Origin of the sequence: Limimaricola sp. (assembly GCF_016125575.1) — a bacterium.
Taxonomy (GTDB): domain Bacteria; phylum Pseudomonadota; class Alphaproteobacteria; order Rhodobacterales; family Rhodobacteraceae; genus WGLM01.
In genome coordinates, this window is the sequence record NZ_WGLM01000001.1 from 172071 (window position 1) to 193350 (window position 21280).

The 21280-nt window shown below is 66.0% G+C and carries 18 protein-coding genes; 7 read left to right on the forward strand and 11 right to left on the reverse strand.

Translation table 11 applies throughout. The features are described 5' to 3' along the window. Nucleotides 1-258 precede the first annotated feature (258 nt). Nucleotides 259-441, forward strand: coding sequence for a CTP synthetase (locus tag GC146_RS00990; protein WP_291833094.1), 183 nt, complete (start codon nt 259-261; stop codon nt 439-441). 180 nt (nt 442-621) lie between these two features. Here GC146_RS00990 and kdsA read toward each other — a convergent pair whose 3' ends face one another. Genes kdsA through GC146_RS01005 form a run of 3 tightly spaced genes read right to left on the reverse strand, consistent with a single transcriptional unit; the run spans nt 622 to nt 3777 of the window. After that, nucleotides 622-1455, reverse strand: a complete 834-nt coding sequence (gene kdsA, locus GC146_RS00995) for a 3-deoxy-8-phosphooctulonate synthase (protein ID WP_291833412.1) — start codon at nt 1453-1455, stop codon at nt 622-624. Continuing rightward, nucleotides 1455-3140: a capsule biosynthesis protein gene (locus tag GC146_RS01000; protein ID WP_291833097.1), complete on the reverse strand. Its 1686-nt coding sequence runs from the start codon at nt 3138-3140 to the stop codon at nt 1455-1457. Before GC146_RS01000 ends, kdsA begins: the two co-directional genes overlap by 1 nt. Continuing rightward, nucleotides 3124-3777 (reverse strand): ATP-binding cassette domain-containing protein, encoded by a 654-nt coding sequence (locus GC146_RS01005; RefSeq protein ID WP_291833414.1) that lies wholly within the window; start codon nt 3775-3777, stop codon nt 3124-3126. Before GC146_RS01005 ends, GC146_RS01000 begins: the two co-directional genes overlap by 17 nt. A gap of 344 nt (nt 3778-4121) precedes the next feature. Here GC146_RS01005 and nhaD point away from each other — a divergent pair, with 344 nt between their 5' ends. From nhaD to GC146_RS01020, 3 genes are read left to right on the forward strand one after another with little or no spacing between them, the layout of a single operon-like run. Further along, nucleotides 4122-5597, forward strand: coding sequence for a sodium:proton antiporter NhaD (nhaD, locus tag GC146_RS01010; protein ID WP_291833100.1), 1476 nt, complete (start codon nt 4122-4124; stop codon nt 5595-5597). Nucleotide 5598: 1 nt separating this feature from the next. After that, nucleotides 5599-6201 (forward strand): uracil-DNA glycosylase family protein, encoded by a 603-nt coding sequence (locus GC146_RS01015; protein WP_291833102.1) that lies wholly within the window; start codon nt 5599-5601, stop codon nt 6199-6201. Then, complete coding sequence (locus GC146_RS01020; RefSeq protein WP_291833105.1) at nt 6194-6979, forward strand: SseB family protein; 786 nt, start codon at nt 6194-6196, stop codon at nt 6977-6979. The genes GC146_RS01015 and GC146_RS01020 overlap by 8 nt, the downstream gene beginning before the upstream one ends. 132 nt (nt 6980-7111) lie before the next feature. Here GC146_RS01020 and GC146_RS01025 read toward each other — a convergent pair whose 3' ends face one another. The 7 genes from GC146_RS01025 to GC146_RS01055 all read right to left on the reverse strand — a co-directional run bounded on the left by GC146_RS01025 (nt 7112) and on the right by GC146_RS01055 (nt 15511). Beyond that, on the reverse strand, nt 7112-8041 hold the full coding sequence (locus GC146_RS01025; protein ID WP_291833108.1) for a glyoxylate/hydroxypyruvate reductase A: 930 nt from the start codon (nt 8039-8041) through the stop codon (nt 7112-7114). Beyond that, nucleotides 8038-9177: a rod shape-determining protein RodA gene (rodA, locus tag GC146_RS01030; RefSeq protein ID WP_291833110.1), complete on the reverse strand. Its 1140-nt coding sequence runs from the start codon at nt 9175-9177 to the stop codon at nt 8038-8040. The genes GC146_RS01025 and rodA overlap by 4 nt, the downstream gene beginning before the upstream one ends. An 11-nt stretch (nt 9178-9188) precedes the next feature. Next, on the reverse strand, nt 9189-11135 hold the full coding sequence (mrdA, locus tag GC146_RS01035) for a penicillin-binding protein 2 (protein ID WP_291833113.1): 1947 nt from the start codon (nt 11133-11135) through the stop codon (nt 9189-9191). Next, on the reverse strand, nt 11132-11671 hold the full coding sequence (locus GC146_RS01040) for a rod shape-determining protein MreD (RefSeq protein WP_291833116.1): 540 nt from the start codon (nt 11669-11671) through the stop codon (nt 11132-11134). The genes mrdA and GC146_RS01040 overlap by 4 nt, the downstream gene beginning before the upstream one ends. After that, nucleotides 11664-12608, reverse strand: coding sequence for a rod shape-determining protein MreC (mreC, locus tag GC146_RS01045; RefSeq protein WP_291833118.1), 945 nt, complete (start codon nt 12606-12608; stop codon nt 11664-11666). Before mreC ends, GC146_RS01040 begins: the two co-directional genes overlap by 8 nt. 57 nt (nt 12609-12665) lie before the next feature. After that, complete coding sequence (locus tag GC146_RS01050; protein ID WP_291833121.1) at nt 12666-13703, reverse strand: rod shape-determining protein; 1038 nt, start codon at nt 13701-13703, stop codon at nt 12666-12668. A 245-nt stretch (nt 13704-13948) separates the two neighbouring features. After that, entirely contained in the window at nt 13949-15511 is a 1563-nt protein-coding gene (locus tag GC146_RS01055; RefSeq protein WP_291833124.1) for a 2-isopropylmalate synthase, read from the reverse strand. A gap of 270 nt (nt 15512-15781) precedes the next feature. Between GC146_RS01055 and GC146_RS01060 the strand changes: the two genes are divergently transcribed. Both GC146_RS01060 and GC146_RS01065 read left to right on the forward strand, forming a co-directional pair. Then, nucleotides 15782-16447 (forward strand): SDR family NAD(P)-dependent oxidoreductase, encoded by a 666-nt coding sequence (locus GC146_RS01060; RefSeq protein WP_291833127.1) that lies wholly within the window; start codon nt 15782-15784, stop codon nt 16445-16447. Beyond that, a complete protein-coding gene (locus tag GC146_RS01065; protein WP_291833130.1) occupies nt 16441-17967 on the forward strand; it encodes a cryptochrome/photolyase family protein in 1527 nt (508 codons plus the stop codon). Before GC146_RS01060 ends, GC146_RS01065 begins: the two co-directional genes overlap by 7 nt. Here the strand turns inward: GC146_RS01065 and GC146_RS01070 are convergent. Then, nucleotides 17964-19430: a 2-isopropylmalate synthase gene (locus GC146_RS01070; protein WP_291833416.1), complete on the reverse strand. Its 1467-nt coding sequence runs from the start codon at nt 19428-19430 to the stop codon at nt 17964-17966. The genes GC146_RS01065 and GC146_RS01070 overlap by 4 nt on opposite strands. 153 nt (nt 19431-19583) lie before the next feature. Between GC146_RS01070 and GC146_RS01075 the strand changes: the two genes are divergently transcribed. Beyond that, nucleotides 19584-21245, forward strand: a complete 1662-nt coding sequence (locus GC146_RS01075; RefSeq protein ID WP_291833133.1) for an NAD+ synthase — start codon at nt 19584-19586, stop codon at nt 21243-21245. Nucleotides 21246-21280 lie beyond the last annotated feature (35 nt).

Here is a 21280-nt window from a genome sequence, read left to right on the forward strand (position 1 = left end):
TGGTCGGGGGCTGTGCGCTGGCGTAGAGCACCAGCATCTACCCCGAAAGCAACTATGTGCGTAGGGCAGGGGCGGACCGCCGGGGGGACGCGAAGCGGCCGCCCGGGGGGGGCGGTCGGCCGCTGCCCGGCGTGTCCGCCGGGCGGGTCTGCTTAACCGGGGGACGACATTCCCCTTTTGCCGTCAGGTTGATCCACCTCAAACTCGCCCCGCCCATAACATGCTAATCTCCGCATGTATTCATGCAGGAGATTTCCCATGTTCCGCCTTGCCTCTGTCCTCTACTCCCTGATCGCCACCACGCTGGCCGGCAGTGCCGTGGTCGTCGCGCTGGTGGCTGGCTATGTCACTTTGCAGCCGATCCTGATCGCCGCAGCCTTGGGCGCGGTGCTGGCGGTGCCGGTCGCGCTTTACGTGGCGCGGCGGATGATGGCGGCCTGAGCGGATTTCTTGGGCGGGCTTCGCCGGAATGACACACGCCGCGCGTATCACCCCTGACAACAGCCGATGGAGTGACCGATGCGTACCGTGCCCCTTGCCTTTCTCCTGACCGTTTCGGCGCTGAGCCTTGCGGTGATCGCCACCTCGCAGACGCTGGCGCTGGCGCTCGCCGCGCTTTGATCAGACGCGCAGCGGGTCGGCCTTGGCCAGCCGGTCAAAGGCCATCAGGCTGCCGACCAGCGCCTCCATCCGGTCGAGCGGGATCATGTTCGGCCCGTCCGACGGCGCGGTATCGGGCGCCTCGTGCGTTTCGATGAAGACCGCACCGATGCCGAGGCTGACCGCGGCGCGCGCCATCACGGGCGCAAATTCGCGCTGGCCGCCAGAGCTGCCGCCCTGGCCGCCGGGCTGCTGCACCGAATGGGTCGCGTCCATCACCACCGGGTAGCCGGTGCGCATCATGATCGGTAGGCTACGCATGTCCGCGACCAGCGTGTTGTAGCCGAAGGAGGCCCCCCGCTCGGTCAGCAGGATGCGGGTGTTGCCGGTGCTTTCGATCTTGGCCACGACATTGGGCATGTCCCAGGGCGCAAGAAACTGGCCCTTCTTGACGTTGATGACCGCCCCCGTCTCGCCCGCGGCCAACAACAGGTCGGTCTGACGGCAGAGGAAGGCGGGGATCTGCAGCACGTCGCAGACGGCGGCCACCGGCGCGCATTGGTCGATCCCGTGGATATCGGTCAGGACCGGCACGCCGAAGGCGCGTTTGACCTCGTCCAGCACCCGCAGCCCCTCGTCCATGCCCAGCCCGCGCTTGCCCGAAAGCGACGTGCGGTTGGCCTTGTCATAGCTGGCCTTGAAGATGAACTGCGCGCCCGCCTTGGCGCAGATTTCGGCCATCCGGCCCGCGATCATCTGCGCATGGTCAAGGCTTTCCAGCTGGCAGGGGCCGGCGATGACCGTCAGCGGCCGGTCGTTGGAGACCGTCAGCGGTCCGATAGAGACATCCTTCATCATGCCGCCATCTGCTCTCGCAGGATGGAGGCCGTCAAGGACAGCATCAGGTAAATGCCCGCGAAGATCAGGAATGTGAGGATCGTGTTCTCGAAGGCGCGTGGGTAGGTGGGCTTGTCCGGCGCGATGGGTTGCACGCCCATCGACAGGTAGCGCACCTGCCGGTTGGCCTCGGTCCGGGCGACCTCGAGCATGCTTTGCGCCTGTTGGACGCGCAGCACTTGCGCCTGGTAGTTCTCTTCGGCCATGCGCACCTCGGAGGATTTCGAGGCGAGCGAGGCGTTGTTGCCATCGGTCTGCGTCAGTTTCGAACGGTTGTCGGCGATCAGCTGGTTGAGGTTGCTGATCTCCTGTTGCAGCGCATCCACCCGGCCCTGATTGGGCCTTGTAGCGCTTTGCATCGTTGCCAGTTCCAGTTGCTTGCGCGACAGTTGCGTCTGCAAGGCTGTGATCTGGCTCATCACCGAGGCCGTCTCGCTGACCGGGTCGATCACAGCAACCTGGTTCTGCACGTCGAGCAATTTTTGCAGGTAATCCACCCGCCGCGCCTCTTCGAGGTCGAAGTTCTTTTGCGCGCCGGCCAACTGGTCTTCACGAAGTCGCCGGGTCAGCTGGTCGACCTGTTCCTCGGCATATCCCACCAGTGCCTCGGCGAATTCCTGACTGGTCTTGGGATCGGCTGCGATGACTTCCATCTTCAGGATGCCCTCGGTCGGGTCGTAGCTGAGCTTCACATGGCTTTGGTAAAGCTTGTAGGCATCCTCGTTGCTGGCATTGGCCGGCAGGCGCTGGATCGGGTCGATCCATGTCTGGCTGAAATGCGCCTTGAATCCGTGATCCTGGTCCAGCCGCATCATCGCTGCGCGCGAGGTCAGGTAGGCCTGTACGGTGATGCTGTCCTGCTGGGTTGCCATCGAGGTGCCCGCAAACAGGCTGCCAAGGCCCGCGGCCGCCGATGTGGATTGCGCGTTCTGGATCACGAACTCGGTGTTGGTGGCGTACATCGGGGTGGCGATGACGTAGAAGTAATAGCCCGCGAGGATCGTGGGCAGCATCACGAAGGTGAACAGCCGCGCGGCCAGCATTGCGGTGGCGCGGCGACGACGGCGGGCGATGTCACGCTGAATCGCGCGGATTTCCGAGGCGCGCTGGGCCGCCGCGGCGACACGATCCGTCGAGGGCAAGTTGCGCTGCGGGTCGGGCACGGTTTGGGGGAGCTGCACCCGGCCATTGCCAGTGGTGACCTGCGGCAACCGCTCCTGACCACCGGGGCCGCCATCAAGCTCGTCGGTGTTGGGGATGACCAGTTCAAGGATGTTGGTGCGCTGGAACGGGTCGATGCCACGTTCGCGCAACTGGCGCACTGCGTCGAAATCCGAAGTTACGGCAAGCCCGTTCTTCTGCGCCACGCGGCGGGCCATGCGCAGCTGGCGGCCTGTCAGCCCTTCGCGGCGGATCGCGTCGATGTCGTTCTCGCTGGCCACGGTGCGGGGGCTGTCGATATTGCCCGAGATGCCATCCTGCCCGGACTGCGTGGCCGAGGACGCCACCACCCGGATCCCCTGTTCGGGGGCGCGGGGCTGGGTCGCGCCCCTATCGGTCGCACCGTCACCGGTCGCTGCGCCACCCGAAAGGGGTTCGCTGCGCCGGATGCGGAATTTGCGGGCCTTAGGTTTGGTAGTCATAAAGCTGTTTCGCTTCTTCCAGGGTGTCGAACATGTGCAGCTGGCCGTCGCGCAAGACCGCCGCGGAATGGGCGAAACGCTCCAGCGTCTTGGGCTGGTGCGAGACGATGACGACGGTCGTCGTTTCCAACCTTTCGCGCAGCACTTCGCCGGCCTTGCGGTTGAACTCGACATCGGTGGTCTGCGGCATGCCCTCGTCGATGAGATACATGTCGAACTCCAGCGCCAACATCAACGAGAACATCAGCCGCGATTTCATACCCGTGGAGTAAGTGCCCACGGGCATGTCGAAATATTCGTCGATCCCGCACATCCAGCGGCTGAACGCCTCGACATAGTCGGGATCGAGCCCGTAGATGCGGGCGATGTAGCGGGTATTTTCGCGGCCCGAATGCTTGGGGATCAGCCCGCCCATGAAGCCCAGCGGAAAAGATACCCGGCAACTGCGTCGGATCTGCCCTTCGTCGGGTTTTTCCAGCCCGGCCATCATGTTGATGATCGTGGTCTTGCCGGTGCCGTTGGGCGCCAGAATACCCAGCGAACGGCCAAGTTCGACGCGAAACGAGGCACGGTCGAGGATGACCTTGCGCTGTTTGCCTGTCCAGAAGGACTTGCTGACGTTCACAAATTCGAGCATCGCCCAACCGCTCTCGCCCTGCTCGGACAGTCCGCCATTGTTGCGACGGATCATCGTTTGCGCCCGGTGGCCGGGCGCGATTTGGAACATTATGCCGGTAAAGGGCGCCGCAACACAACTGTCTTGCCGCCCGTCTCCTGCGCAGATCACCTTGTGCAACGCAATCGTGAGGAAAATAAGGCAGGTTTCCGGGCCCGGCACCCGCGGGGCCCGAGAGGAGTTGCACAAGGCTTGCCGGACCATTACGCAATGCGGACCCCTGCCGGATGCAGAGATTGCGCCGGGCAGGGACCACAGCAGTCAGGACCGCGTGCGGTCCGCCCCTTGGAGACATGGAGCCCCGCATGCGCATCCTGCTTGCCATCCTCGCCCTGCTTGCCAGTGCCACTCCCGGCCTTGCCGCGACAGATTACGCCGTGCCGAACCTGACCACCGGCGCGCTGCCATGGGGCGTCGTCGTGACGCTGGTTCTGGCTTACCTCGTGGTGATCTGGGGTGAACGCCACGAATTGAAAAAGTCGATCCCGGTTTTGATCGGGGCGGGCGTGATCTGGGCGATCGTTGCGGTCGTCTACGGGATGCAGAATGATGAACACCTGCTTGCGGTGATGGAGGCGGGCTTTGACCATTCCACGATCGAGATCGGCCAGCTGACCTTCTTCCTCGTCACCGCGATGACCTTTGTCGTCACTTTGCAGGAGCGCAACGTTTTCGAGATGGTGCGCTACAAGATGCTGGATGCAGGCCTCTCGCAGCGGGCGATCTTCTGGGCGACGGGTGCCTCGGCCTTTCTGCTTTCGCCCTTCCTCGACAACCTGACGACGGCGCTGGCGCTGGTCAGCGTGGTTCTGGCCGTCGGCACGGCCACGCGGGACGTCAAGTTCGTCTCGCTGTCGTCGATCAATCTTGTCGTGGCCGCCAACGCGGGCGGCGCCTTCAGCCCCTTTGGCGACATCACCACGCTGATGGTCTGGCAATCGGGCAAGGTCGAGTTCTTCGAGTTCTACTCGATCTTTCTGCCGTCGCTGGTCAACTGGCTGGTCCCGGCGCTGATCATGTCCTTCGCGGTCAAGTCGTCGGAGGCGCAGGTCTATAATGCCCCTGTGACGATGAAGCGCGGTGCATGGACCATGATCGCCCTCTTCGTCTTCACGCTGTTTCTTGCCGTATCGGCGCATGTCATGCTGAACCTGCCACCGGTTATCGGGATGACGACGGGCCTCGGCCTACTGATGCTTTACGGTTATTTCCTGCAGCATCGGGAACACGGCGAATACGAGGCGCCGGTACTGCCCGATGGGGTCGACAGCGAGTTGCGCGCGGTGCTTGAGCGGGATTTCAAGCCCAAGTTCAAGCCGTTCGACCCGATGATCAGCATCAAGAACCTGGAATGGGACACGCTGCTGTTCTTCTATGGCATACTGATGGCGGTGGCGGGCGTGGCGCAGTTGGGCTTTCTCGTCGAGGTGTCGCGCGTGATGTACGGCGATTTCGGCCCGACGCTGACCAATACCTTTGTCGGCGTCTTGTCGGCAATCGTCGACAACATCCCCGTCATGTCGGCGGTGCTGTCGATGGACCCGAGCATGGTGCATGGCCAGTGGATGCTGGTGACACTGACCGCAGGCGTGGGCGGATCGCTGCTGTCGGTCGGTTCGGCGGCGGGCGTGGCGCTGATGGGGGCGGCGAAGATGCCCAATGCCAGCGGGCGCATGGTGTCGGTCTATACCTTCATGAGCCACCTGAAATGGACCTGGGCCGTGGCGCTGGGCTATGCCGGCAGCATCTGGGTGCATACGCTGATCCACGTCATGCAGTAGCATGACGGGGGCGGCCGATCTGCAGGCGGGCATCGCGGCCTGCCGGCTGTGCGCCGATCGGTTTGCCGCCACCGCCACGGCCCACGCGCCGCGCCCGGTGGTCTGGTTCGCCCCCGGCGCGCGGTTGCTGATCGCGGGGCAGGCGCCCGGCGCGCGGGTTCATGCCAGCGGGCGGCCCTTCACCGATCCCTCGGGCGATCGTCTGCGCGACTGGCTGGGGCTGGACGAGGCGGCGTTCTATGACCGGACCCGCGTGGCGATCGTGCCGATGGCCTTCTGCTTTCCAGGCTATGACGCGTCAGGCGCCGACCTGCCGCCGCCGCCCCTTTGTGCGCAGACATGGCGGGCGCCGGTGATGGCTGCGCTGGGGGCAGTGCCCTTGACGGTGCTGGTGGGCGGCCATGCGCTGCGCTGGCATCTGGGCGCGCGGAACGTGACAAGGACGGTCGCAGGCTGGCGCGATCATGCGCCGCGCGTCTTTGCCTTGCCGCACCCGTCATGGCGCAATACGGCATGGCTGAAACGCAACCCGTGGTTCGAGGCCGAGCTGGTCCCGGCGCTGCGGGCGCGGGTGCGCGACGTGATGGAGCAGGCCGATGGATGAGACGACCGAACTGGACGAGGCCCATGCCGCGATGGAGGCCGCGCCCGAGGATGACGGCGCGCGCCTGCGGTTCTACGAGCGGCTGGCCGATTCCGAGCTGTTCCTTGTCCTCGATGCCGAGGCGAGGGGCGAGGCGATTACGCCCGCGAGTTTCGAGGTGGAGGATCAGGAATTCGTGCTGGTCTTCGACCGGGTCGAGCGGCTGGCGGGATTCGTGGGCGAGGGGGCCGACTACGCCGCGATGGCAGGTCGGGCGCTGGCGGTGATGCTGGCGGGACAGCGGCTGGGGCTTGGGCTGAACCTTGCCGTGGCGCCCTCGGCGATGCTGATCCCGGCCGAGGCGGTGGACTGGCTGGCCGCAACGCTGGCCCGCGGCCCCGAGGCGCGCGACGCGCAGCCGGTGGAGGTCTTCGCGCCGACGGGCCTGCCCGAGGCGGTGGTGCGCGGGCTGGACCGCAAGCTGGCGTTGGCGGCGGGCATGGCGCGCTGGGCATGGTTGGCAGGCGTGGCGTATGACGATGGCACGCGGTCGCACTTGCTGGCCTTCGTCGACGCATTGCCGGTAGCCCAGGCCGCGCTTGCCGCGGCGGTGAGCGAGGCGCTGACCTTTTCCGGGATCGAGGCAGGCATGATCGACGTTGCCTTCATCGCGTCATCGGACCCGATGGCGGCGCGGCTTGCAAAGGTAGGCCTGCGCTTCGACCTGCCGGAGCCCGCGCGCGCCGAGGCACCGGGCGCACCGGGGATGGACCCGGACCGCCCGCCAAAGCTGCGCTGAACCCGGCGGAGCGGGCCTGACGGCCCGCGCGCCTTTCGTCTCGCGGCGTGCCGCCGCTCGGGTGTTTGGGGGCGCTGCCCCCGGTCTGCCTGCGGCAGCCCTCCCCCGGAGTATTTTCGGCCAGAAGAAGGGTCAGTAGCCGCGGGCGCGGTCCACCATGTGCAGAAGCGGCTGGCCCGCTTCGCTGCGGCGGATGTTCGCGGCGATGACGCGGGAGGCAGTCTCTGGCCGGGTATCGGCGGCGATATGGGGCGTGACGGTGACGCGCGGATGGCTCCAGTAGGGATGATCCGGCGGCAGTGGTTCGATGCGGAAGACGTCCAGCGTGGCGTGGCCGACCTGGCCCGTGTCGAGCGCGGCGAGAAGCGCGGTGTCGTCGATCAGGCCGCCGCGGCCGGGGTTGATGAGGGTGGCCCCCCGCGGCAGCAGGGCCAGGCGGCGCGCGTCGAGCAGGTTTTCGGTGTCGGGGGTGAGGGGCAGCAGCGTGACGAGGATCTGCGCGGTGGAGAGCGCCCGGGCGAGGCCCGCATCGCCGTGCAGGCAGGTGAGGCCGGGGACGTCATGGGCGGTGCGGCTCCAGCCGGTGACGGGGAAGCCGAGGGCGGTCAGCGCCCGTGCGCAGGCTTGGCCCAAGGCGCCAAGGCCGAGGAGGGTGACAGAGCGTTCACTGGCCAGCGGTGGCGCGACCTGCCTCCAGCCCGCTTGCCGCAGGATATGCGCATCCATCCCGAGGTGATGGCGCAGGACGTGGCCGGTGACGTATTCGACCATGCCCTGCGTCAGGCCGGGATCGACCATGCGGGCCAGCGGCTGGGTCAGCGTGGGGTTGGTGACAATGCTTTCCACCCCGGCCCAGAGGCAGAGAACCGCCTTGGCGCGGGTGCAGGGGGTGAAATCGGTCAGCGGGCCGCCCGGGGCATAGACGATGTAATCGGCTGTCTCAGGCGGATGATCGGGCGAAAGGTCGGCGGCGAGCCCCTCGGCCGTCAGCGCGGCCTGAAGCGGCGCGCGCCAGAGCGGCCAGCGGTCGGCCCGGGCGGCGAAGAGGATGTTGAGGCTCATCGCGGGCGGTGGACATGGGCGGATTGCACCAGCCCGAAGGCCACCAGCAGCACCAGCATCGCCGAGCCGCCGTAGCTGACCAGCGGTAGCGGCACCCCCACGACCGGGGCCAGGCCCATGACCATCGACATGTTGACCGCGAAGAAGAGGAAGAAGGTCATCGCGATGCCGAGGATCAGCAGCGAGGAGAAGCGGTCTTTGTTCTGCATCGCCGAGCTGATGCAGAAGGCGATGATGAGGGCGTAAAGCACCAGCAGCGACATCGCCCCGATGAAGCCAAACTCTTCGGCCAGCGTGGTGAAGATGAAGTCGGTGTGCTTTTCGGGCAGGAAATTCAGCCGGCTTTGCGTTCCCTGCATGAAGCCGCGCCCGGCCCAGCCGCCAGAGCCCAGCGCGATCTTGGCCTGTGTGATGTGATAGCCCGCGCCGAGCGGGTCGTTGCCGGGGTCGAGGAAGGTATCGATCCGGGCGAACTGGTAATCTTTCAGGAGTTGCCAAGAGGTGCCGCGGCTTTTCAGGACCGTCGCGACAAGGCCGACGCCCGCGCCGATCACGGTGACGAAATAGGCCCAGTGAACACCGGCGAGAAACATCACCGTGCCGCCGCCCAAGAGCAGCAGGATGGCGGTGCCGAGGTCGGGCTGTTTCATCACCAGCGCGGTCGGCACAAGGATGATGGTGACGGCGACAAGCACCCAGCCGGGATGCGATGCCTTTTTCACCGGCAACCAATCATAGAAGGCGGCCAGCAGCATCACCAAGGTGATCTTCATCAGCTCCGAGGGTTGCAGGCGGATCGCGCCAAGGTCGATCCAGCGTTGCGCGCCCATGCCGATCGACCCCGCGACATCGACGACCACGAGCAGCGCGAGCGAACTGAGATAAGCCAGTGCCGCCATGTTGCGCCAGAACCAGATTGGCACCATGCCGACCGCGATCATCAACACCATGCCGATGCCGAACCGCTTCATCTGCGGGTCCATCCACGGCTGCGCCGACCCGCCGGCGACCGAGTAAAGCATCAGGAACCCGACACAGCTGACGGCCGTCAGCAACAGCACGATCGGCCAGTTGATGTAGAGCAGCTTGCGCAGTCCGGTGGGGACGTATTTGACGTTATACTCAAGATAGCTCATCGCGCGCCCCCTCAGGCCTGGTCGGCGCTGGTTGCGGTCGCGCCGGGCACGGTGCGGTTGCGGATGTGTTCCTGCTGCGCGGCGATGCCCCGGCGCAGGTGCGAGGGATAGGCAGTGAGCGGGGGTGGACCGTCGTAGAGCGCCTGCAGCATGATATCGCGCGCCAAGGGGCCCGCGGCAGTTGACCCGCCACCGCCATGTTCCACCACGACGGCGACGGCAAACTTCGGCGCTTCGACCGGCGCAAAGCAGACGAAAAGCGCGTGGTCGCGTTGCTCCCATGGCAGCTGGTCGTTGCTGGTGATCCCGTTGGCGCGTTCCGCGGCGGTGATCTGGCGAACCTGGCTTGTGCCGGTCTTGGCGCCCATCCGCATGCTGGCCTCGGCAATGCGCGAGCCATAGGCGGTGCCGCGCGGATCGTTGCAAGTGATATCGAGCGCGGCACGGACCCGTCGTAGGGTGTTCTCGTTGATCCCCAGCGTTTCGCCCGCGCCGCTGGGCTGTTCGACGCCGTCGATGGCGCGCACCAGCCGCGGTTCAATGCTGCGGCCCGAGGCGATGCGCGAGATCATCACGGCCAGCTGCAGCGGCGATGCAAGCACGTAACCCTGACCAATGGCTGCGTTGACTGTATCGCCGATGCGCCAACTTTCGGCGCGCACGCGCGACTTCCAGTACTTGTCGGGCGCAAGGCCCTCGGCCACGGCCGAAAGCGGCAGATCGTGCTTGACGCCTATGCCGAGGCGGCGCGCCATCGCGGCGATATTGTCGATGCCAACACGCTGTCCGACCTCGTAGTAATAGCTGTCACAACTGAAGCGCAGGCTGTCCTGAAAGTTGACATTGCCGTGCCCGGACGCCTTCCAGCAGTGAAAGCGGGTTCCGGAGATATCAGTGAAGCCCTTGCAATAGATGGTTTCTTCGGGGTCAAGGACGCCAGCCTCGAATGCGGCGAGTGCGGTGACCATCTTGAAGGTGGAGCCCGGCGGGTAAGTGCCTTGCACCGCCTTGGCAGCGAGCGGACGAAACTTGTTTTGATTGAGTGCGGTCCAGTCGCTGACCGAAATGCCGCGCACGAACAGGTTGGGATCAAAGCCCGGTGTTGACGCCACGGCGCGCAGGTCGCCCGATTGCAGGTCAATCACGATTGCGCCGGCTGATTGCCCGTCAAGCCGCGCCTCGGCATAGCCCTGCAACGCCGAATCGATGGTCAATTGCACGTCGGAACCCGGAACGCCCTCTTGCCGGTCGATCTCGCGCATGACGCGGCCCAGCGCATTGACCTCGATCCGCTTGGTGCCGGCGGATCCACGCAATGTGCGCTCCAGCTTGTTCTCAACCCCGGTCTTGCCGATCTGAAAGCGCGGGATCTGCAGCAGCGGATCCTGATCGTCCAGACGGCTGAGGTCGTAATCGCTGACCGGGCCGACATAGCCCACGACATGGGCCATGTCCGCGCCCATCGGATAATGCCGCGACAGACCCACCTCGGCAGTGATGCCGGGCAGGGCAGGGGCGTTGATCGAGATGCGCGAGACATCTTCCCAGCTGAGCCGTTCCGAGATCGTGACCGGCACGAAGGCCGAGCGGCGTTTCATCTCTTCGATGGCGGTGGCGATGTCGCTGTCACTGATCGCCACAAGATCTTGCAGGCGGCGCAGCACGGCTTCGACATCGCCGGCATCCTCGCGCACGATGACAGCGCGGTAGTTAGGCTCGTTGGTGGCGAGTTTCACGCCGTTGCGATCAAAGATCAGGCCCCGCGCGGGCGGGATCAGGCGGATGTTGATGCGGTTCTCGTCGGCCAGAAGGCGATATTTGTCGGCCTGTTCGATCTGCATCGAGCGCATTCGCAGGCCCAGCACGCCCAGCATGCCAACCTGCAGCCCACCAACGACAAGCGTGCGGCGGTTGATGGTGCGGGCGCTGTCGAGCGTATCGCGTGTCGGTCGTCTCATAGCGGGTGCCCCAGTCCGTCCACCTCACCCGGCGCCGGGCGGCGCACGCCGAAGAGGACCTGCGAGGCCATAAGGATGACGGGATAGATCAGGATGGTCAACGCAAGCTGGCTGAGCGTCAGGCCAAGCGGCGCAAGCGGCGCAAGAAGGATGGCGAGGATTGTGCGGTTGAGAACGGCAATCAAGATGAGGCCAACAGCGACAGTTGCCCATTCAAGCATGAACGGGACATCGCGCAGGCCTTCGGAGCGGCTGCGTAGCCCTTCGGTGAGGAGGAGGACCATCAATGTCCAAAGGCCCGGCGGGCGCTGAAACAGGATGTCGCAGAGCAGAAAGATCGTGACGATCAGCCATGACGGCACGAAATCGGGGCGGCGCACGACCCATGCCACGGTGATGGCCAGCACGATGTCGGGCGGCGCCCAGTGCCGCGGCATGGTATCAAGCGGCAAGAGCTTGGCGAATATCAGCACCAACGCGATCAGCGTGAAACTCAGCCGGCCAAGCCAGCGGCGGGTTGAGGGAAGCTCAGCCATTGGTGCCCCCGTTGGTCGGTCCGGCGCCGGTATCAGTCCCCGTTCCCGCATCCGGCGTGGAGGCCGATGGTGCCGAAGTCGGGCCTACCACCAGCCCGCCGGGATCTGCGAGCGTTTCGGTGGGTTGGCTGCGCAGCACGCGCAGGAATTCCAGACGTTCGTAATCGGCGGCCAGCCGCACCCGCAGGCGCCGGTCGCTGCCCAGCACCACCTGCCCGACCAGCAGGTCGGCGGGAAAGACATCGCCATCGCCCGACGACACCACGCGGTCGCCGGGGCGTACAAGGTCGGCGTTTTCGAGAAAGTCGAGCGGCGGGGCGATGGTGTTGTCGCCTGACAGGATCGCGCGTTGTCCCGATGGCTGGACGACCACGGGGATCTTGCTGGAGGTGTCGGTCAGCAGGATCACGCGGCTGGTCTGGTGGCCCACGCCCGAAATACGCCCGACAAGGCCGATGCCGTCCATCGCGGGCCAGCCATCGACCACGCCGTCGCGTGCGCCGACGTTCAGCAACACCGATTGCCGGAAAGGCGAGCCGCTATCGGCCATCACGACGCCGGTGATGTAGGTAAGTTTCGGGTCCAGCCGGACCTTGTTGAGGTCCCGCAGCTTGGCGTTTTCCTGTTCCAGCTGAAGGGCGGCCTCTTTCCACGCCTTCATCTGCTGCAATTCGCGCCGGAGATCGGCGTTCTGGGCGGCAAGGCCGGTATAGCTCTGAAAATCGGCGACGAGGTTGGCCATCAGCGTTGCTGGCGCCATTGCCCAGTCCATCGAGGGCACGACGCGGTCGATGACGGCAGCGCGGAAGCGTTCCATGCGCGGGCTGTCGATGCGCCAGACCAGCACCATCGCGATCAGCACCAGTGCCGTCAGCCCGACAAGAAGCCGGCGCAGCGGTCCGATGAAATCGTCGGCTGTCTGTCTGTCGCGCGCCAAGGGTGCAGGTCCCCGTCTGTCTGCCTGGGTCGATCCCGCCCCGGTCCGAAGCCGGGATCAGCTATCGTAGTCTATCACATGCCGGAGCTGTTTTTCATATTCCAGCGCCTTGCCGGTGCCCAGGGCGACACAATTGAGTGACTCGTCCGCGACCGAAATCGCCAGCCCAGTCTGCTCGCGCAGGGCCAGGTCAAGCTGGCCCAGAAGGGCGCCGCCGCCGGTCAGCATCACGCCGCGATCGACGATGTCGGCGGCAAGATCGGGCGGGGTGGCCTCGAGCGCGGTCATCACCGCCTCGCAGATCTGCTGGACGGGTTCGGCCAGCGCCTCGGCCACCTGGGCCTGGCTGATCTCGGTTTCCTTGGGCACGCCGTTCAGAAGGTCACGGCCGCGAATCATCATCGACTGACCGCGCCCGTCATCGGGCATCCGTGCAGTGCCAATGGTGGTCTTGATGCGTTCGGCGGTGGATTCGCCGACCAGCAGGTTATGCTGGCGGCGCAGGTAGTTCACGATCGCCTCGTCCATCCTGTCGCCGCCGACGCGGACCGAGCGGGCATAGACGATGTCGCCAAGGCTGAGGACCGCAACCTCGGTCGTGCCGCCGCCAATATCGACCACCATGTTGCCGGTGGGGTCGGTGATCGGCATGCCGGCACCGATAGCGGCCGCGATGGGTTCGGCGATCAGCCCCGCGCGGCGGGCGCCGGCGGAGAGAACCGATTGCCGGATCGCGCGCTTTTCAACGGGCGTCGCGCCATGGGGGACGCAGACGATGATCTTGGGCTTGGAGAAGGTCGTGCGTTTGTGAACCTTGCGGATGAAGTACTTGATCATCTCTTCGGCCACGTCGAAGTCGGCGATGACGCCGTCGCGCATCGGGCGGATCGCCTCGATACTGCCGGGCGTGCGGCCCAGCATCAGCTTGGCGTCCTCGCCGACGGCCAGAACCTTTTTCACGCCGTCCTTGACGTGGTAGGCCACCACCGATGGTTCCGACAGGACGATGCCGCGCCCCTTGACGTAGACCAGTGTATTCGCCGTGCCGAGGTCGATCGCCATATCCGACGAAAACCAGCCGCCCATGCTCGCCATTCCGAGGCCTTCCGTTCCCAATGTCCCTACGGGCCCGCGACTCTGACGAGCGGGGCCGGGCCTCGTTATAGGCGGGTCGGCCAATGGGCGAAAGGCCTTGTTTCATTGGGGTTCGGCAGGAAGACGCCGCTTGTGAAAACCCGACATTTCCGGCGCGGAATCGGATGGTGACTGGCCCGGAAATTGCAGTTTTCATGCATGATGCGGGGCGGGGCCCTGTCCGGCCCCGCCCCGTTCGGGTCGGCTTAGCCCGCGTCCTTGTAGTTGACCGACTTCACGTCGTCGCCCGGCGCCGATTTCTCGCGCCGCACCAGCAGCCGGTTGAGCGCGTTGACGTAGGCCTTGACGCTGGCGACGACCGTGTCGGTATCGGCCGACTGGCCTGTCGCGATGCGCCCGTCCTCTTCCAGCCGGACGCTGACCGTGGCCTGCGCATCGGTGCCCTCGGTCACCGCGTGGACCTGGTAGAGTTGCAGCCGCGCCTTGTGGGGGAAGGCCTGCTTGACCGCGTTGAAGCTGGCATCGACCGGGCCGTCGCCGGTGGCGTGGATGGTGCGATCCTGCCCGTCGATCTCGATCACCATGTCGGCGGTCTGGGGGCCGTCGGTGCCGCAGACAACCTTCAGGTGCTTCAGCTTCAGCCGGTCCTCGGCGGCGTCGTTCTGGCGGACCAGCGCGATCAGGTCGTCGTCATAGACCTCCTTCTTGCGGTCGGCGAGGTCCTTGAACCGCACGAAGGCATCGTTGAGCTGGTTCTCGGCCAGTTCGAACCCCAGCTCCTTGAGCTTTGCCCGCAGCGCGGCACGGCCCGAATGCTTACCCATGACAAGGCTGGTTTCCGACAGGCCGATATCGGTGGGGCGCATGATCTCGAACGTCTCAGCGTTCTTGAGCATCCCGTCCTGGTGAATGCCGCTTTCATGGGCAAAGGCGTTCTTGCCGACGATGGCCTTGTTGAACTGCACCGGAAAGCCCGAGACGGTCGCGACCCGGCGCGAGATGTTCATGATCTTGGTCGTGTCGACGCTGGTGTGGAACGGCATGATGTCACCGCGCACCTTGATCGCCATCACCACCTCTTCCAGCGCGGTGTTGCCCGCGCGCTCGCCCAGGCCGTTGATGGTGCATTCGATCTGCCGCGCCCCGCCCTCGACCGCGGCCAGCGCGTTGGCCGTCGCCATGCCAAGGTCGTTGTGGCAATGGGTGGCAAAGATGATCTCGTCGGCGCCGGGCACCTTCTCGATCAGCATCCGGATCAGGTCGGCGCTCTCGCGCGGCGCGGTGTAGCCCACGGTATCGGGGATGTTGATGGTGGTGGCGCCCGCCTTGATGGCGATCTCGACCACGCGGCAGAGATAGTCATGCTCGGTCCGGGTGGCGTCCATCGGCGACCATTGCACGTTGTCGCAGAGGTTGCGGGCGTGGGTCACGGTATCGTGGATGCGCTCGGCCATCTGGTCCATGTCGAGGTTGGGGATGGCGCGGTGCAGCGGCGAGGTGCCGATGAAGGTATGGATGCGCGGAGAACGCGCGTGCTTCACCGCCTCCCAGCAGCGGTCGATGTCCTTGTAGTTGGCGCGCGCAAGGCCGCAGATCGTGGCGTTCTGCGCCTGTTTCGCAATCTCGCTGACGGCGCGGAAATCGCCCTCGGAGGCGATGGGAAAGCCGGCCTCGATGATATCGACGCCCATCTCGTCCAGCATCTGGGCGATTTCCAGCTTTTCCTCGTGGGTCATGGTGGCGCCGGGGCTTTGCTCGCCGTCGCGCAGCGTGGTGTCGAAGATCAACACGCGGGTCTTGTCGGTCATGTCATGTGTCCTTTGGTCCTGTAGCGTGATCCGGCGCTGATCCCCTCCGAGCGGTCGCGCCGATGGCACGCTCAGAGGCGGCTAAGGAGAAGCAGGGCGCGCAGCGTCAGACCCGAGGGGGCCGAGGCGATGATATGGGCGCGCGTGTTCATGAGGCATTTTCTATACCGGGCGAGGCGCCTTTGAAAAGCCGTTTCCGCCTCCGGCGGGAGTATTTGGGGCAAGATGAAGGGGCTGGCGAAGGCGGCGGGGCGTTCTAGGTGGCCCGGCATGAAGGATGCTCTCATCATCGGGGCCTCGGGCGGGATCGGCGCGGCGCTGGCCGCAGCGCTGGCGGCCGACGGCTGGGCGGTGACCGGGCTGTCGCGGAAGGCCGACGGGCTGGACGTGACCGATCCGGCCGCGGTCGAGCGGGTGCTGGGCGCGCTCGAGGGGCCGTTCGACGCGGTCTGGATCGCGCTGGGCATCCTGGCCCCGCCGGGCGGCGCGCCGGAAAAGGCGCTGGCCGCGATCGAGGCCGAGGCGATGGCGCATGTCATGGCCGTCAACGCCATCGGGCCGGCGCTGATCCTGCGGCATGTGCCGCGTCTGCTGCGCCGGGACGCGCCGGGGCTGGTCGCGGTGCTGTCGGCGCGGGTGGGCAGCATCGGCGACAACCGGATCGGCGGCTGGCACAGCTACCGCGCGTCGAAGGCCGCGCTGAACCAGATCGTGCGGGGCGCGGCGGTGGAGCTGGGCCGCACCCATCGGCAGGCCGTCTGCGTCGCGCTGCATCCCGGCACGGTCGCCACGCCCTTTACCGCTGCCTATGCCGGGCGGCACCCCACCGTCGCGCCGGAGGTGGCGGCGGAAAATCTGATCCGCGTGACCTCGGGCCTGGCCCCCGCGCAATCGGGCCGCTTTTTCGACTATTCCGGCGCCGAGGTGCCGTGGTGAGACTGATCCTTGTGCTGGGCGACCAGCTTTTGCCGGGGCTGAGGGCGCTGCGCGAGGGTGACCCCGCGCGCGATGTCGTGGTGATGGCCGAGGTGATGGGCGAGGCGGGATCGGTGCCGCATCACCCCAAGAAAATCGCCTTTCTCTTCGCCGCGATGCGCAAGTTCGCCGCGCGGTTGCAAGAGGCGGGCTGGCAAGTAGCCTATAGTCGGCTGGACGACCCGGAGAACAGCCAGAGCATTGTCGGAGAACTGCTGCGCCGCGCGGCCGAGAGCGGGGCTGTCGAGGTGCTGGCGACCGAACCGGGCGACTGGCGGCTGATCGCGGCGCTGGAGGAGAGCCCGGTTCCCGTCCACCTCTTCGAGGATGACCGGTTCCTGTGTTCCCATGCCGAGTTCGACGCCTGGGCCGAGGGGCGCAAGGAATTGCGGATGGAGTATTTCTACCGCGAGATGCGCCGCCGCACGGGCCTGCTGATGGAAGGGGGCAAGCCTGCGGGCGGGCAGTGGAACTTTGATGCCGAGAACCGCAAGCCGCCGCCGGGCGCGGTGGAGTTCGACGGGCCGTTGCGGTTCGAGCCGGACGAAACGGTGCGGGCGGTGCTGGACATCGTCGCCGAGCGCTTCGCCGGCCATTTCGGCACGCTGGAGCCGTTCTGGTTCCCGACCGAAGAAAATGCCGTGCAGGCGCATTTCGAGCATTGGCTGGCGGCGGGCCTGCCGCGGTTCGGCGATTACCAGGACGCGATGATGGCCGGCCAGCCCTTCATGTATCACGCGGTGATCGGCCAATACCTTAACGCGGGGCTTTTGGAGCCGCTGGCGATCTGCCGGCAGGTTGAGGCGGCGTGGCAGGCGGGCAGGGTGCCGCTTAATGCCGCCGAAGGGTTCATCCGGCAGGTGATCGGCTGGCGCGAATACGTGCGCGGGGTGTGGTTCCGCGCGGGGCCGGATTACGAGGCGCGCAACGCGCTGGACGCCCACCGCCCACTGCCCGCGCTATACTGGGGCGCGCCCACGGCGATGGCCTGCATGGGCGCTGTCGTGGCGCAGACGCGCGACGAGGCCTATGCCCATCACATCCAGCGGCTGATGGTGACGGGCAATTTCGCGCTGCTGGCCGGGCTCGACCCGGCCGAGGTGCAGGAATGGTATCTTGCCGTTTATGCCGATGCTTATCCGTGGGTCGAGGCGCCCAACGTGGTGGGCATGACGCTGTTCGCCGATGGCGGGCTGCTGGCGTCGAAACCTTATGCCGCCAGTGGCGCCTATATCGACCGGATGTCGGATTATTGCGGCGGTTGCGCCTATGCCGTGAAGGACAAGACCGGGCCCAACGCCTGCCCGTTCAACCTGCTCTACTGGCATTTCATGGACCGCCAGCGCGCCCGGTTGGGCCGAAACGCGCGGCTGCGGCAGGTCTATGCCACCTGGGACCGGATGGACCCCGCCCGGCGCGAAACCGTGCTGGCCGAGGCGGAGGCCTGGCTCGCCCGGCTGGATGCGGGCGAGGTGGTTTAGTTGCCGTTGATGTCCGTCGTCGCCGCGTCCGGCGCCGTGGCATCAGGTGCGGGTTGGGCGGGCAGGAGGTTGTCCTGCCAGACGCCGGTCTGCGTGTCGCCGTTGGAAAAGCGCAGCGTGCCCTGGCCCTGACGTTGCCCGGCGGCAAACTGCCCCGCGTAGACGTCGCCATTGCCGTAAGTGGCCGTGCCCATCCCGCTCATCTCGCCGTTGGACCAGTCGCCGTCATAGGTGAAGCTGTCATCTTCGGGCGTGGCCGGGTCGTCGGGGACGGTCAGCTTGCCGGTGCCGCTGCGCAGCCCCTCGGAGAAGCCGCCGATATAGACCGCACCATTGGGATATGTGGCGGTGCCGGTTCCGTCGCGCTGTCCGTTCTTCCAGTCGCCGTCATAGCTGTAGCCATCAGGGCGGGTCAGCTTACCCTTGCCATCGAATCGTGCGGCGACAAAGCCGCCGGTATAGGTCGTGCCGTCGGCATAGGTGGCGGTGCCCTGCCCGTCGATCAGGCCGTGGGCCCAGCCGCCTTCGTAGGTGGCGCCATCGGGATAAGTGATCTTGCCTTGCCCCTCGGGCAGGCCGGCGACGAAATCGCCGTTATAGACAGAGCCGTCGGGGTAGGTGAGTGTCCCGGTCCCCTCCATCTTGCCCGCTTTCCAAGTGCCGATGTAGGACATGCCGTCCTTGCCCTGAAAGCTGCCTTGCCCCTCGCGCAGGTCGTTGTGGAAGCTGCCCTGGTAGACATCGCCATTGGCGTAGGAGACCTTGCCGCTGCCCTCGCGCTGGCCATCGACAAAATCGCCCTCGTAGCTGTCGCCATTGGGCCAGGTCAGCGAGCCTTGCCCGTTGATCTGGCCCATTGTCCATGTGCCCTTGTAGATCAGCCCTGCCGCGGTGGTCAGTGTGCCGTCGCCGTCGCGATTGCCGTCGGCCAGCTGGCCGGTATAGCTGCTGCCGTCGGGATAGGTCAGCGTGCCTTGGCCCTGGCGCACGCCGTTGGCCCATGTGCCTTCGTAGATGAAGCCGTCAGGCGCGGTCATCTTGCCTTGACCGTTGGGCAGGCCGCCGCGCAGCTCGCCCTGATAGGTGACGCCGTTGGCGTAGGTCACAAGGCCGATGCCGGTCATCTTGCCGTCGGTCCAGTCGCCCTCGTAGCTGCCACCATCGGCAAAGGTGATCTTGCCCTTGCCCGAGGGTTTGCCGGCCGCGAACTGGCCCACGTAGACCGCGCCGTCGGGGAACCGCGCGGTGCCCTGGCCGCTGATCTCGCCATTCACCCAGTCGCCGGAATATTGGTAGCCGTTGGGCAAGGTATAGGTGCCGGTGCCGTCGGGCCTGCCATTGGCAAACGTCCCTTCGTAGACGCCGCCATCGGCATATTGCTTTGTCTCGACGGTCTGGGCTGTCGCTGTCGTGGCGGCGGCGAGGCCAAGCCCCAGCCCGATGGCGGTGGCGCCAAAGGTCATCTTGTGCATTCTTCGCGGTTCCTTTTGCCAGCAGCCAAAGCCTAATGGAGCACGCCCGGCGAGACAACGGGATTGGCCGTGGTCAAGGGCGCATTCATCTTTCCCTTGCGCGGGGTTCTGCTAAACCCGTCAGGGTTTGCCGAGGAGTTGCCGATGACCGAACGCTTCCGCCTGACGCTGGGCCAGCTCGACCCCACGGTGGGTGATCTTGACGGCAATGCCGCCAAGGCCCGCGCCGTATGGAAGCAGGGCCGGGAGGCGGGTGCCGACATGGTGGCGCTGCCCGAGATGTTCATCACCGGCTACTCGACGCAGGACATGGTGATGAAGCCCGCCTTTCACCGCGCGGCGATGGCTGCGATCGAGGATCTGGCGGTGACCTGTGCCGATGGTCCGGCGCTTGGCATCGGCGGGCCCTTCGCGGAAAATGGGCGTCTTTACAACGCCTTTCACATCTGCGCGGGCGGGCGCGTGCTGACGCGCCGCTATAAGCATTACTTGCCAAACATGGATGTCTTCGACGAGGTGCGCCAGTTCAACCGCGGGCCAAGGTCGCAGCCATCGGCTGCGATCGGCGCGCTGAACCTCGCCGCGCCGATCTGCGAAGATGCGTGGTACCCGGAGGTTTGCGCGGCGGCGGCCGATGCCGGCGCGGACCTGCTGCTGGTGCCCAATGGCTCGCCCTATTTCCGGGGCAAGTTCCCGATCCGGCGCGACACGATGCAAGCCCGCGTGGCCGAAACCGGACTGCCACTGGTCTATCTCAACATGGTGGGCGGGCAGGACGACCAAGCCTTTGACGGCGGCAGTTTCGTGCTGAACCCGGGTGGCGAGATCGTGGTGCAATTGCCGCTCTTCGAAGAGGCGGTGGTGCATGTCGATTTCACCCGTGGCCCCGAGGGATGGCGGGCCGAACCGGGGCCGCGCGCGGACTTTCCCGACGATCTGGAGCAGGATTATCACGCGATGGTGCTGACCTTGCGCGACTACCTGCGCAAGACGGGATTTTCGAAGGTTCTGCTGGGCCTGTCGGGCGGGATCGACAGCGCGCTGGTTGCTGCGATTGCTGCAGATGCGCTGGGCCCGGCCAACGTGCGCTGCGTGATGCTGCCCTCGCGCTATACCTCGCCAGCCTCGCTGGAGGATGCCGCGGCGGTGGCAAGAAGCCTAGGCTGCAAGCTGGACGAGGTGGCCATTTCCGGGCCGCAGGACGCGGTGACAGAGGCGCTTGCGCCGCTGTTCGCGGGCCGCGCGCCGGACCTGACGGAAGAGAACATCCAGTCGCGCCTGCGGGGCCTGCTGCTGATGGCGCAGTCCAACAAGTTTGGAGAGATGCTGCTGACCACCGGCAACAAGTCCGAGGTGGCGGTGGGCTATGCCACGATTTATGGCGACATGGCGGGGGGCTACAACCCGATCAAGGACCTCTACAAGACTCGGGTCTTTGCCACCTGCCGCTGGCGCAACGCCAATCACCGCGACTGGATGCTGGCGCCCGCCGGCGTGGTGATTCCCCCCCGCGTGATCGACAAGCCCCCCAGCGCCGAATTGCGCCCCGACCAGAAGGACGAGGACAGCCTGCCACCCTACGAGGTGCTCGACGGCATTCTCGAGATGCTGGTCGACGGCGAGGCGTCGGTCGCCGATTGCGTGGCGGCAGGGTACGATCGCGCGACGGTCAAACGGGTGGAACACCTGATTTACATCAGTGAATACAAGCGATTCCAGTCGGCGCCGGGCACGCGGCTGACGCGGCGGGCGTTCTGGCTGGACCGGCGCTATCCCATTGCCAACCGCTGGCGTGATCCCGGCTGAGGCGTCGGTCGTTCATGTCGGTTTCCGCCTTCGCT